A 12,279-nucleotide genomic window follows, 5' to 3' on the forward strand; every position below is an offset into this window, starting at 1 on the left:
GAAGATTATGAAAAGCCGGGAATCCGCATATCTGCGTCTTAAACGCACGCTCAATGCCGCGTCCGATCACGCATCGCTGGCAAAGGGCATCGGCCCGCGCAGCCGTTACGCCCCAATCCTGACCGCTGCCGCCGTGCTTGCTGGCTTCGCCGGCAACCCGGCACTGGCCCGTACCAACCCCGACACCGCCCCCGCGGCCCCGGTCTCGCCGCAGACCGACGCAGGTGCACAGACGAGCGACCAGACCGCACCTGCGCCAACCGCTGCCAGCAATGGCGACATCATCGTCACAGCGACGCGCCGCGAGGAGTCGCTTTCGAAAGTGCCGCTGTCGATCACCGCGTTGACCGCAGATACACTGACGGCCCGCGTCGTAACCAAGGAGCAGGATCTCGCCTCGCTCGTCCCCGGCCTCGTCGTGAAGAACGGGCAAAACCAGAACCAGCTCAGCTTTACGCTGCGCGGCCAGACGCTCGATCCGTTCTCGGGTGCTAGCCCAGCTGTGCTCACCTATCTGAACGAAGTGCCGTTCGGCGGCGGCAATTCGGCCACCTCTTTCTATGATTTCTCTTCGGTGCAGGTGCTGAAAGGCCCGCAAGGCACACTGTTCGGTCGCAACGCGACGGGCGGCGCGGTCCTCTACACCTCGACTCTGCCGGGCAAGGACTTCGGCGGCTATCTGACCGTGCGCGGCGGCATGCGCAATACGCTCCAAGTTCAGGGCGCGATCGACATCCCGCTCATTACGGATGTCCTTCAGGTGCGCATCGCGGGCGATTACCAACGCCAGGACGGTTATGTACGCAACCGCCTCGCTGGCGGGACGCTCGGTAATACCGACAACAAGTCCGGTCGCGCAACGATCGTCTTCCAGCCCAGTTCCGACATCAAGAACGTGACCGTTCTGCAATACAGCAAGTTCGGCGGGAATGAAGCGGCGAGCCAACTCTATTCCTATTACAAGCTGGGCGCGACCAACAATGGGTATGCGCTGACGACGACCCTTGATACGGTCTACGGCAACGGCTTCTTCCCCGGTGTAGGCGACGGGCCGCCGGGCAAGGGAACCTTCCCGGGCGCGGTCGCAGGGTATCTCGCCTATCAGCAAACACACCCGTACGACATTTATCTGTCGTACGATCTACCGCACGATGCCGACAATTATTTCGCGCAGAATACGACGACAATAGATCTCAACAGCGCGACGACGTTCAAGAACATTTTTGGATATCAGAAGAGCTATGCGAAGACTCCGGGCATCCTCAGCGGATCGCCATTCGCTTCGCTCGATCTGTACAACTCGACCGGCGCGTTCAAAGGTCCACCCGGCGGCGAAGTATTCCGCAACACCAGCCTCTCGGACGAAATTCAAATTCAGGGACAAGGGGCCAATGGCCGCCTGAAGTATATCATCGGCGGCTTCTACAATTACCAGACTCGCGAAGAAGGCATCCCGGTCATCGTCGGTGGCGAACTCGCCGCGCCACTCGGGCAAGTGCTCTATCACACGCGCAACACCGATGAATCGAAGGCATTGTACGCGCAGGCGACGTACGACCTGTCAGACGCCGTACAGGGCCTTAGCATCACCGCCGGCGGTCGCTATACGTGGGAAACGGTGGGCCAGACGCCCTACCCGGACCATGTCTTTTTTGCGAATTTCCCACAGGAGCGGCGCGATTTGTCTGCGCCGAGCTGGAACTTCAACCTGCAATGGCAATTCAACTCCAACAATCAATTGTACTTCACGCAGCGCGGAAGCTTCCGATCCGGGAACTTCAACGGAGCAGTCGTCCCATATAATTTCGTGAATTTCTTTCAGAACGAATACACCCACGATTTCGAAGTCGGCTATAAATTCAACGGCAAGATCGCCGGCAAGCGCGCGCACTTCAACATCGCGCTGTACGATCAGATCGTCAGCAACGCACAGCATTCGCTGTACGCGGTGGTGGCTGGCGCCCCGTCCGCCTTTACCGTGAATGTGCCCGAGGCGCAGGTCAAAGGCGTCGAGGTCGATGGTGATATCGTACTGGTCGATTGGCTTAAAATCGGTTTTGCGGGTGCCTACACCGACGCGAAATACACCAAGAACATCGTCGATCTGTCGCGTCAGACAGGCGTCGCAGGCTACAAGATCCCGTTCGACTCTTATCCCGACGCACCAAAGGTTTCCGGCTCGCTGTACGCGGATGTAACGCTGCCGGTTTCCGAGAAAATCGGCCGCGCCCACTTCCGCGCAGACTCTTTCTCGCAAACGTCGAGCTACTTCTCGAACAACAACAACTCGATCACCCCTGGTACACAAGTAAAGGGCTACACCACCGTAGCCCTGCGCCTCGGCATTGAGGACATCGCGGGCAGCCGCTTGTCGGCATCGGTTTACGCCAAGAACGTCTTCAACCGGCTCTATTACCAAGCCGGTTACGTCGAGGGGAATTCAGGCGGCTTTAACACCGTGATCGTGGGGGAGCCACGCACCGTCGCCGGTGAAATAACCTTCAAATTCTGAGAGAACGAGCTTTTTATATGACGCACGGTGGTTGCTCGCCTCCTGATTGGGGCGGCAACCATTTTGCATTTTTGTAGCCAGCAGAAACGCTCGCTTGGTGGTCACCCGCGACCTGTGTGGCGGCGTAGGATTACATGGCTTCTATCGCGTTTCTCGACTTTGACAATATTGGGGGCGGGATCGCCGCCACTTGAGGATCGGCCCTCAAAAGGGGCTCTGACGCAGTTTTGATGATTGGCTTCAGGTCGCTGCGATCACCCGTGCTCGGAGAAGGCTGAGATTTTTGCGGCCGTACATTTTGGTTTGACCAGCTTGAGTTTTGTGATTTGTCCCTCAGTCTGGCCGCTCAACTATGGGGAGACGATTGCGGCGGCGCGAGACAGAGTAGGGGCGGGTCGTAAGGCAGCCGTCAACCTGACTACGATCGACACCGTCATCCCGGGCTTTTCGATCACCAAGATTAAAGATGACCCGATCTGGTAATTTAAGCTGCCACTACCCGCATGAGCAGCAGTCATCAGACATCGACCGCTAGATAGTCGGCCCAGTCCTGCATGAGCGTCACGCGCTTATCGATCGAGGTGCCCCGACGATAGGCGACCTCGACTTCGTTTCCTACGGCGTGAGCGAGGGCCGCTTCTGCGGTTTCTCTCGCATGGTCGGTAAGTTCGCCGGCCCAGTCGCGGAAGCTCGACCTGAAGCCGTGGACGGTGACCGATTGCTTCTTCATGCGGCGCAGCACCATTTCCATACTCATGTTCGAGAGCGGACGCCCTTCCTTCGCGCCCGGGAAAACGAAGTCTCCTGTGCCACGCGGCAATACGTGTTGCGCACGAAGCACCACCAACGCGGCCCCCGACAGCGGCACAACATGGTTGATGCCGGATTTCATCCTTGCCGCGGGAATGGTCCACCTTGCGGCCTTAAGGTCGAACTCGGCCCAGACCGCATTCAGCGCCTCGCTCGTACGCGCAGCCGTTAGAATCGTAAAACGGAGCGCTTTGGGAGCGGAGCCTTCTTGCGCCGAGAGCCGCTGCATGAACGCTGCAACCTCGCCGAACGGCATCGCCGGATGATGACCGCGGTGCGACTTCTTCGTGCGCGCCGGCAGCAAGATCGAGAGGTGACCGTTCCATCGAGCCGGGTTTTCGCCCATTCGCAGGCCCCGTGCCTTGGCCGCGTCGAGCACCCGCTCGATCCGGCCGCGGACCCTGCTCGCGGTTTCGGGTATTTCGGCCCAGATTGGGGATAGAACGTCCAGTACGTGCTGGGCCGCGATCTGATCGATGGGCAGGTTCCAGAGCGATGCGGCATGGGTCGTCAGCGTGTTGGTCCATTGCTGATGATGCTTGGGGTTCTTCCAGCCAACCTTCAGCGCCGCGATGAGGTTGGTTGCCGCATCGCCGAAGGTCACAACGACAGTCGATGCAGCAGACTTTTTCCTAGCGGCAATCGGGTCGATGCCAGAGGCGACTTGGGTGTTCGCCACCGCAGCCTGTTCACGGGCGAGCGCGAGCGAGATCGCCGGATAAGGACCTAGCCCCATCTCCCGCCGCTTTCCATCCAGCTTGAAGATCAGGGCCCAGGATTTCGCGCCCGAATCTTTCACATGCAAATAGAGGCCGTTTCCATCGGCGTGCATGCCAGCAGAGGATTCCCGGCTCACCGCCAGCGCGGTCAGCCGTTTAGTAACACGCGCCATTTGATGTCCCGTTCGTATCGCGTGCTCGCCCGCCAGCCCGTGGATCGACCCTAACACCGACCCTAACACAAGATCCGGATTAAGACGATCCACGGCGAACTGGGGCGACCGCGTATCTTGAAAATGTCAGCGATAACAGATGGTTACTGTACAGCGGCGAACGCCTGCATACAGTAAGTGGCGGAGCGGGTGGGATTCGAACCCACGATACGCTTTTGGCGTATACTCACTTTCCAGGCGAGCGCCTTCGACCACTCGGCCACCGCTCCGCATGTCCTGGAAGGGGTGGCCCTAGAGGCTTGGGCGCGGGTGCGCAAGCGTCTCCCGGCAATCGGCCATTGCACGGCGCCGCCCCCGCATGGCACACTCACCGCATGTCCATATTCCTCCCCTTGCTTGCTGTGCTCGCGCCTGCGCAGGCGACCGCTGCCGCCGCTACGGTTCCGTCCCCGACCGAGATCGTTACCGCCGCGCCGGCAGGCGACTGGGCTGATATTGCTGCGTCCGATTTGCTGGTGCTGGATCTCGCGCCCGACCGCGATGGCAAGCCCCGCCGCGTCGTGATCCAGCTGATGCCGCCGCCTTTTTCGCAAGGATGGGTCGACAACATCCGTAAGCTTGCCGCTGCGCATTGGTGGGACGGATTGAGCGTCAACCGCGTGCAGGACAATTATGTCGTGCAGTGGGGCGATGCAAATGGGGACGATAAGGCGAAAGCGCGGATGCTGCCGCCGGGGCTGGCGGATGTGCCACAAAGCCAGTATTCCACGGGGGGCGACGTGACGGGTGGGCTGCCCGCGGAGCTACGTTTTGCCGCGATGCTGATCCCGCGACCCGACGTGCAGCGATTTTCAACTTTCACCCGCGGTTGGCCGGTGTCGGGTGAGGGGATGCCCGATTCTGCGGAATATTGGCCCATCCATTGCTACGGCATGGTCGGTGTCGGGCGGAATTTGCCCCCGGATACGGGAACCGGCGCTGAACTCTACACCGTGATCGGCCATGCCCCGCGCCATCTTGACCGCAACATTGCGCTGGTCGGGCGGGTGGTGGCGGGGATCGAGCATCTCTCCAGCCTGCCGCGCGGCACCGGGCCGCTGGGTTTTTATGAAAAAGCGGAGGAGCGCGTGCCGATCCGCGCGGTCCGCCTCGCCAGCGATCTGCCCGAGGGCGAGCAGCCGCGCCTGCAATATCTGTCGACCGAAAGTGCGAGCTTCGCGCGTTATGCCGATGCGCGGGCAAATCGGCGTGACCCGTTCTTCATCGTCCCTGCAGGCGGTGCGGATATCTGCAATATCCCGGTGCCGATCCGCAAGAAACCCTGAGCGCGATCTACTTTCCCACCCAGTCCGCCACCTCGCCCGCCACGGTATTGGCGGCCTGGTTGAGCGCGATGCCGACCGGACCCGCCGCAATCGCGCTGACGGGGACGCGCGCTTCGAAGCGGCGCTTCTCGACCACCTTGCCGCTGGTGCGGATCAATGATCCGTCGAACGTGACGACGGCTTCGTTCGTGCCCGCATCGATCCCGAAACTGCGCAACTCGCCTGACAACACCGCGCCCGGATCGGAAAAGGACTGCGCGCTGCTGAGCACGATCCGCCCGGTCTTGGCGGGAACGGTGTCGATCAGCAGCCGCACGAACATGCGGTTGGGCGGCTCGACCCATTGCGCGTTCGCGACATAGGCGATCGAGGTCTGGCTGGCCTGCACCGGCACGCGCGTTCCCGCAATCGCTTGTGCGGCACCGGGCACCAGGATGGTGATCGTGGGGGCAGTTGCCGAGGATTGCGTTTGTCCGGCGGGGACGCTGAGCGCGGAGTTGAGCGACAGCAGCGACGGCGGCGGCTTAGCCCCGAAGCTGATGCAGCCGGCCAGCGGCACGAACGCGGCGATCGCCAGCAGGGTTCTTGATCGGATCATGGTCACTGTCCCTTTCCGGGCTTGTAATCGGGCAATTTCGGCTGGCCGATCAGCGATGTCGCGCCGCCGCGGTCGAGCTTTTCGGCGACCGAGGTCAGCGCCTGCGACATTTGCCGCAGATCATGAACGAGCTGGCCGACCTCGGGGATCGTCTGCTTGGAGAAGGCCTGCAGCCCCGGCCGTGCGTCGCTGACTGCTGCATCGATCGTCGCGAGACTCTTTTGCGCGCTGGCGATCGTCTTGTTGAGATTGGCGAGGAGCGGGCGACCGTCGGATTCGAGCAAGCCGTTGGTCGTCTTGGCGAGCTTGCTGAACTCCTCGGCGGCCGCCCCCGCCTTCTGGATCGCGCCCTTGGTCTCGGCGATCGTCGCCGCGATATCCGGCCCACGATCCGCCAGCGCCTTGGTCAGGCGATCGGTATTGGCGAGAATCCCGGTGATTGATTTCTGGTTCTTGTCGTTCAGCAAATCGGACAACTTCTCGGTCAGCGTCGAGATCCGCTCGAGCAATTGCGGCGCCGAACTCAGTAAGGCACCGAGTCCACCCGCCTTGGTCGGGATCGTCGGCACGCCATTGGGGCAATCGGCCAGCGGGTTGACCGCCGGGCACGCGATTGGCGGTGCGCCCTTGATCGCGCCGTCGAGCTGCACCGTGCTGGTGCCGGTAAAGCTGCCCTGCAGCGTCGCGGTCGTGCCAACCAGGATCGGCGTGTCGGCGTTGACTGCAATCCGCACGCGCACCAACGAGGGATCAGGCTTCCACAGCTTGATTTCCTTCACCTGTCCGGTCGGCACGCCGGAGAAGGCAACTGCCGAGCCGGTGGCAAGGCCATCGACCGATTGTTTGAAGAAGATGTCATATTCCTTGTCGGTCGCGGTGCCCCAGCGCGCGATCCACACCAGGAACAACAGCATCACCGCGAGCAGGATCAGCACGACCGTGCCGACCAGCACATGGTTCGAACGGGTTTCCATTACTTAGCCCCTTCTGGCGCGTGGTCGTTGCGCTCGACCGTGGCGATCGCGGCGCGGCCGCGTGGCCCCTTGAAATATTCCTGGATCCACGGATGGTCCAGCGCGAGCAACTCGTCGATCGTCCCGACCGCGATCACCTTCTTGTCCGCCAGTACCGCGACGCGGTCGCAAATCGCGTAGAGCGTATCGAGATCGTGGGTGATCAGGAACACCGTCAGCCCGAGTGTCTTTTGCAGCGACTTGGTGAGCTCGTCGAACGCCGCCGCGCCGATCGGGTCTAGCCCCGCCGTCGGTTCGTCGAGAAACAGCAATTCGGGATCGAGCGCGAGCGCGCGGGCCAGCCCCGCGCGCTTCTTCATGCCACCCGACAGCTCGGCCGGAAATTTCGGTCCGGCATCGGCGGGCAAGCCCGACATCACGACTTTGTAGGCTGCAATCTCATCGAGCAACGCCCCGTCGAGATTGGGATAGAATTCGCGAATCGGCACTTGCACGTTTTCGGCGACGGTCAGCGTCGAGAACAGGGCGCCGCCCTGGAACAACACGCCCCAGCGCTTGGTCAGGTCGGTCAGTTCGATTTCCTCGCGACCGATCGTTGGCTGGCCGAACACTTCGACTTCGCCCTCGACCGGCACTTGCAGCCCGATGATCGATCGCATCAGCACCGATTTTCCGGTGCCCGACCCACCAACCACGCCGAAAATCTCGCCACGGCGCACCGACAGGTCTAGGCCGTCATGCACAACCTGCTCGCCGAACGCGCTCTTCAGGCCGCGCACGACGATGACGGGTTCGTCGTCCTGGGTGTTGCTGCGCATCAGACCCAACCGATCGAGGTAAAGAAGACGGCGAAGAATGCATCGAGCACGATGACGAGGAAAATCGCCTGCACCACCGCTGCTGTCGTGCGCGTGCCGACCTGTTCGGCGTCGCCTTCGACCAGCATGCCCTGGAAACAGCCCGCCACCGCAATGATCAGGCCGAACACCGGCGCCTTGACCAGGCCGACGTAAAGATCGGTGATCGGCACCACCTCGCGCAGTCGCTGAATGAAGGTCACGGGCGGGATGTCGAGCGTGATCCAGCACAGCAGACCGCCACCGAAAATAGCCCAGAGCGATGCATACATGCCGAGTAGGGGCATCATGATGACCGATGCCAGCACGCGCGGCAGGACCAGTGCCTCCATCGGCGACACACCGATCGTGCGCATCGCATCGATTTCCTCGGTCAGCTTCATCGTGCCGATCTGCGCCGCGAAGGCCGAACCGGAGCGCCCGGCGACCATGATTGCGGTCATCAGCACGCCGAGTTCGCGCAGCGTGATGCGCCCGACCAAGTTGATCGTCAGGAATTCCGCGCCGAATTGGCGGAGCTGCACCGCGCCTTGCTGCGCGATGACGATGCCGATCAGGAAACTCATCAGGCCGACGATGGCGAGCGCGCTGACCCCGACCACTTCGAAGCGCTGCACCACGGCGTTGAAGCGAAAGCGCTTGGGGTGCGTCGCGACATGCCAGAACGCGATGAGCGTCGCACCGAGGAAACCTAGCAGACCGTAGAGGGTCCGTCCGGTCTGCTCGACCGCCGCGCCGATTTCGCCGACGACGCGGATGAAGCTGCCGACATGTGCCGGGCGCATCGCCACGGGTTGATCGGCACTTGCGACTTGCGCCAGCAAATGTTCCCCATCGGTATCGAGGCCGACCACCGCGGCATCATGCTCGGCGGCGAAACGGTGAATCAACCATGCGCCGACCGTGTCGATTCGTTCGATCTCGCTGAGATCGACGCGCGTGATCGTCCCATCGAACGCGCGCAAGCGTTCGGGAAGATCGCCGATCTTCGCAAGGGACAGGCTGCCGGTGAAGCGCACCGTGTCGCGGTCGGTCGAGAAGGTGGCCATTTCGGTCATCTGTCGTCTTCTGTGCTTCAAACGGGCTGGATCGGCAAGCGTCCAGCGGGTTAGGATGCTGCGATGCACCACCTAGCTGTCTATGATCTGGACAAGACGATCACATACGCGCCGACTTGGACTTCGTTCCTTGTGCGCACCGCGTGGGCGCGCGCACCGTGGCGATTGGCCTTACTGCCGCTCGCCGGGCTCGCAACGCTTGGCTATGGCTGCGGGCTGGTCGGGCGGGCTCGATTGAAGGAGGTGACGCACCGCCTGTTGCTCGGTTCGGCCTTGCCCGATGCGGCGGCGGCACAGGCGGCGACGCGTTTTGCCGATCGAATCGTGGCCTCGGGCGTCTATCGCGGTGCCCGCACGCAGATTGCGGCGGATCGCGCCGCCGGATACCGGATCGTGCTCGCGACGGCGTCATATGGCTTTTATGCCGGCGCGATTGCCGCGCGGCTTGGTTTCGACGCAGTCATCGCGACCGATGTCGTGCGCGACCGCGGCATGATCCGCGCGAGGATCGCAGGTGAGAATTGCTACGGCCCGGCCAAATTGCGGCTGATCGAGGCGTGGCTGGCAGGGGAGGGGATTGCGCGGGGCGCGGCGACAATCCGCTTCTATTCGGACCATGTCTCCGACGCGCCGACGCTGGAATGGGCGGATGTCGGGGTTGCCGTAAATGCGCACGGGCCGCTGCGCGTGCTGGCCGCGGCACGCGGCTGGCCGGTCGTTGACTGGGATCGCTGACCTGCGGGCTCCAGGGGTGTGTAGCCTCAGAAGGATCAAGTCTGTCCGATTTTCGGTAAAGTCGGGAACAAAATCTAATCAATAATTCATCGACAAATCCCAATATTACAAGCAACCACCTAAAATACAGTGGTCAGATACGCTTGATTCGTCGTAAAAAATCGTTTCGATATCGTAATAATATCGGCAATACTTTGTAATATTTTGTGGGGTTACGCGCGCAGTACCTCAACTCCATATACGCCTTCAGACCTTATATCGCGCCGGTGCGTGTTCGATGATTTTGGAGTATAATGACTAAACCTTTTTCAATGTTCGCGGGATGGCGGGCCGATGTGCCCTCGTCCATCGTCGTGGCGCTGGTCGCGTTGCCGCTGTGCCTGGGTGTTGCCCTCGCATCGGGCGCGCCGCTGTTCTCGGGCGTGATCGCGGGAATCGTCGGCGGCATCGTCGTCGGTCTGCTTTCGCGGTCCCCGCTGTCGGTCAGCGGACCCGCCGCCGGGCTGACGGTGATCGTGTTCGACGCGATTCAATCCTTGCCGAGCTATCAGGTGTTTCTGGCAGCCGTCGTGCTGGCCGGCGTGATCCAGATCGCCTTCTCGATTTCGCGCGCCGGCATTCTCAGCGAATTCGTACCTTCGTCGGTGATCACCGGCATGTTGGCGGCGATCGGCATGATCCTGATCCTGAAACAGGTTCCCTTCGCCTTCGGCTATGAAAAGGAATTCGAAGGCAGCGAAAAGTTCATCGAAGCCGATGGCGGCAACACGCTGTCGTCGCTGTGGGACGGGCTGCTGGATCGGCTGACGCCCGGTGCCGCGATCATCGGCATCACTTGCCTCGTGTTCCTGTTCGTGTGGGACAAGGTTAAGCCCAAGCAGGGCCCGTTCAAGCTGCTGCCCGGGCCGCTCGTCGTCGTCGTCCTGGGCGTAGCGGGCAACGCGCTGTTCGCGGCGCTCATCCCCGAGTGGGCGCTCGGATCCAAGCATCTGGTCCAGGTGCCGGTCGCCGAGGGTTTCGACGGTTTCGTCGGCCTGTTCACCTTGCCCGATTTCTCGCACATCGGTTCGGCCGCGCTGTGGATCACCGCCGCCACGCTGGCGATCGTCGCCAGCCTCGAATCGCTGCTGAGCGTCAAGGCGGCCGACGAACTCGATCCGCGCCGGCGTTCGACCGACAAGAATTGGGAATTGCTGGCCCAAGGCAGCGGCAACATCGTTTCGGGGATGATCGGCGGGTTGCCGGTCACCTCGGTCATCGTGCGAACTTCGGCAAACGTCATGGCGGGCGCGGAAACCAAGGCATCCGCGGTTCTGCACGGGGTCTGGCTGCTGGTGTCGGTCGCGCTGATCCCGGTGGTGCTCAATTTGATCCCGCTCTCGGCGCTGGCGACCGTGCTGATCCACACCGGATACAAGCTCGCCAGCCCGGCGCTGTTCATCGAACGCTTTCGCCAGGGTTTCACGCAGTTCATCCCGTTCATTGTCACAGTCGCGGCGATCCTGTTCACCGATCTGCTGATCGGGATCGTGATTGGTCTGACGGTCGGCTTCGTGTTCGTCGTCGCGCGCAATTTCCGCTCGGCGATTACCTTCGCGGTGGATGGCGAGGATTGCCTGCTGCGCGCGCGCCGTAACCTCTACTTCATCCATAAATATGAGCTGCAGCAAGAGCTCAACAAAGTGCCCGACGGGGCGGTGCTGGTGATCGATCTGTCATCGACCAATTATGTCGATCTCGACAATGTCGATATCATCAACGCCTTCATCAAGGGCGCCGCCTTCCGCAACATCGAGGTCCATGTCCGCGGCGACATTGCCGACCGGACCGCACCGATGATCAACGCGCCATCCTATGGGGTTCGCTTCGCATGAGACATTATAAGCAGCTGCTGCTCGCCAACAAAGCTTGGGCGAGCGAACTGACCGAGGAGAATCCCGACTTCTTCCCGCGCCAGATCGCGGGGCAAAAGCCCGATTTCCTGTGGATCGGCTGTTCCGACAGTCGCGTCAGCCCCGAACAAATGACGATGACGCCGCCGGGCGGCATGTTCATCCATCGCAACGTCGCCAATCTCGTCAATGAAGACGATCTCAACCTGATGTCGGTGCTGCAATATGCCACCGAGGTGTTGAAAATCCGCCACATCATCGTGTGCGGTCATTATGCCTGCGGCGGCTTGCAGGCGACGCTGTCGGGCGGCACGCACGGGCCGGTCGACAGTTGGCTGGCGAATGCGCGCGGCGTGCTGCACGCGCATGAGGATGAGGTGCGCGGTCAGGTCGATGACGAGACGCGGGTTAATCGCCTCGTCGAGGTCAATGTCCGCGATCAGCTCGTGAAGCTCGCCCGCACGCAGTTGATTCAGGCCGCCTGGGCACAGCAGCAGGAAGTGTTTCTGCACGGCTGGGTCTATGACATTCGCGACGGGCACATCAAACCGCTGCTCGAAATCGATGCGACGACGGCGCTCGATCAAGTCGGCCGCCCCGACAAGGTGCTGCTCGCGAGTTGATCG

At 61.7% G+C, this 12,279-nt stretch carries 10 protein-coding genes and 1 tRNA gene; 5 read left to right on the forward strand and 6 right to left on the reverse strand.

Annotated features, from left to right (window positions below):
* Positions 1-7 precede the first annotated feature (7 nt).
* Positions 8-2,512, forward strand: a complete 2,505-nt coding sequence (locus tag IEV62_RS11560) for a TonB-dependent receptor (protein WP_188447604.1) — start codon at positions 8-10, stop codon at positions 2,510-2,512.
* A 517-nt stretch (positions 2,513-3,029) separates the two neighbouring features.
* Here IEV62_RS11560 and IEV62_RS11565 read toward each other — a convergent pair.
* Together IEV62_RS11565 and IEV62_RS11570 are read right to left on the reverse strand one after the other, a co-directional pair.
* Entirely contained in the window at positions 3,030-4,214 is a 1,185-nt protein-coding gene (locus IEV62_RS11565; protein ID WP_188447606.1) for a tyrosine-type recombinase/integrase, read from the reverse strand.
* Between the two features lie 178 nt (positions 4,215-4,392).
* A tRNA-Ser gene (locus IEV62_RS11570) sits at positions 4,393-4,483 on the reverse strand.
* A 105-nt stretch (positions 4,484-4,588) separates the two neighbouring features.
* On the opposite strand from IEV62_RS11570, the gene IEV62_RS11575 reads away from it, so the two are divergent.
* Complete coding sequence (locus IEV62_RS11575; protein WP_188447608.1) at positions 4,589-5,539, forward strand: peptidylprolyl isomerase; 951 nt, start codon at positions 4,589-4,591, stop codon at positions 5,537-5,539.
* A 7-nt stretch (positions 5,540-5,546) separates the two neighbouring features.
* Here IEV62_RS11575 and IEV62_RS11580 read toward each other — a convergent pair whose 3' ends face one another.
* Genes IEV62_RS11580 through IEV62_RS11595 form a run of 4 tightly spaced genes read right to left on the reverse strand, consistent with a single transcriptional unit; the run spans position 5,547 to position 9,026 of the window.
* A complete protein-coding gene (locus IEV62_RS11580) occupies positions 5,547-6,143 on the reverse strand; it encodes an ABC-type transport auxiliary lipoprotein family protein (protein WP_188447610.1) in 597 nt (198 codons plus the stop codon).
* Positions 6,140-7,111, reverse strand: coding sequence for an MlaD family protein (locus IEV62_RS11585; RefSeq protein ID WP_188447612.1), 972 nt, complete (start codon positions 7,109-7,111; stop codon positions 6,140-6,142). The genes IEV62_RS11580 and IEV62_RS11585 overlap by 4 nt, the downstream gene beginning before the upstream one ends.
* Positions 7,111-7,929, reverse strand: a complete 819-nt coding sequence (locus tag IEV62_RS11590) for an ABC transporter ATP-binding protein (RefSeq protein ID WP_188447614.1) — start codon at positions 7,927-7,929, stop codon at positions 7,111-7,113. Before IEV62_RS11590 ends, IEV62_RS11585 begins: the two co-directional genes overlap by 1 nt.
* The gene (locus tag IEV62_RS11595) at positions 7,929-9,026 is read right to left on the reverse strand and encodes an ABC transporter permease (RefSeq protein ID WP_188447616.1); all 1,098 of its coding nucleotides are present in this window, start codon (positions 9,024-9,026) and stop codon (positions 7,929-7,931) included. The genes IEV62_RS11590 and IEV62_RS11595 overlap by 1 nt, the downstream gene beginning before the upstream one ends.
* A gap of 63 nt (positions 9,027-9,089) precedes the next feature.
* Between IEV62_RS11595 and IEV62_RS11600 the strand changes: the two genes are divergently transcribed.
* From IEV62_RS11600 to IEV62_RS11610, 3 genes are all read left to right on the forward strand, one after another.
* A complete protein-coding gene (locus tag IEV62_RS11600; RefSeq protein ID WP_188447618.1) occupies positions 9,090-9,761 on the forward strand; it encodes an HAD family hydrolase in 672 nt (223 codons plus the stop codon).
* 293 nt (positions 9,762-10,054) lie between these two features.
* A complete protein-coding gene (locus tag IEV62_RS11605) occupies positions 10,055-11,635 on the forward strand; it encodes a SulP family inorganic anion transporter (RefSeq protein ID WP_188447620.1) in 1,581 nt (526 codons plus the stop codon).
* Positions 11,632-12,276 carry a carbonic anhydrase gene (locus tag IEV62_RS11610; protein ID WP_188447622.1) on the forward strand — a complete coding sequence of 215 codons (645 nt, stop codon included), beginning with the start codon at positions 11,632-11,634 and terminating at the stop codon, positions 12,274-12,276. Before IEV62_RS11605 ends, IEV62_RS11610 begins: the two co-directional genes overlap by 4 nt.
* The last annotated feature ends 3 nt before the right edge of the window (positions 12,277-12,279 follow it).

The sequence above is a fragment of the Sphingomonas psychrolutea genome (assembly GCF_014636175.1).
GTDB lineage: Bacteria > Pseudomonadota > Alphaproteobacteria > Sphingomonadales > Sphingomonadaceae > Sphingomonas > Sphingomonas psychrolutea.

Excerpts from the sequence above, each read along its gene's own strand:
- IEV62_RS11560 (WP_188447604.1), top strand. The coding sequence starts at position 8 with ATGAAAAGCCGGGAATCCGCATATCTGCGTCTTAAACGCACGCTCAAT.
- IEV62_RS11565 (WP_188447606.1), bottom strand. The coding sequence starts at position 4,214 with ATGGCGCGTGTTACTAAACGGCTGACCGCGCTGGCGGTGAGCCGGGAA.
- IEV62_RS11575 (WP_188447608.1), top strand. The coding sequence starts at position 4,589 with ATGTCCATATTCCTCCCCTTGCTTGCTGTGCTCGCGCCTGCGCAGGCG.
- IEV62_RS11585 (WP_188447612.1), bottom strand. The coding sequence starts at position 7,111 with ATGGAAACCCGTTCGAACCATGTGCTGGTCGGCACGGTCGTGCTGATC.
- IEV62_RS11590 (WP_188447614.1), bottom strand. The coding sequence starts at position 7,929 with ATGCGCAGCAACACCCAGGACGACGAACCCGTCATCGTCGTGCGCGGC.
- IEV62_RS11595 (WP_188447616.1), bottom strand. The coding sequence starts at position 9,026 with ATGACCGAAATGGCCACCTTCTCGACCGACCGCGACACGGTGCGCTTC.
- IEV62_RS11600 (WP_188447618.1), top strand. The coding sequence starts at position 9,090 with ATGCACCACCTAGCTGTCTATGATCTGGACAAGACGATCACATACGCG.
- IEV62_RS11605 (WP_188447620.1), top strand. The coding sequence starts at position 10,055 with ATGACTAAACCTTTTTCAATGTTCGCGGGATGGCGGGCCGATGTGCCC.
- IEV62_RS11610 (WP_188447622.1), top strand. The coding sequence starts at position 11,632 with ATGAGACATTATAAGCAGCTGCTGCTCGCCAACAAAGCTTGGGCGAGC.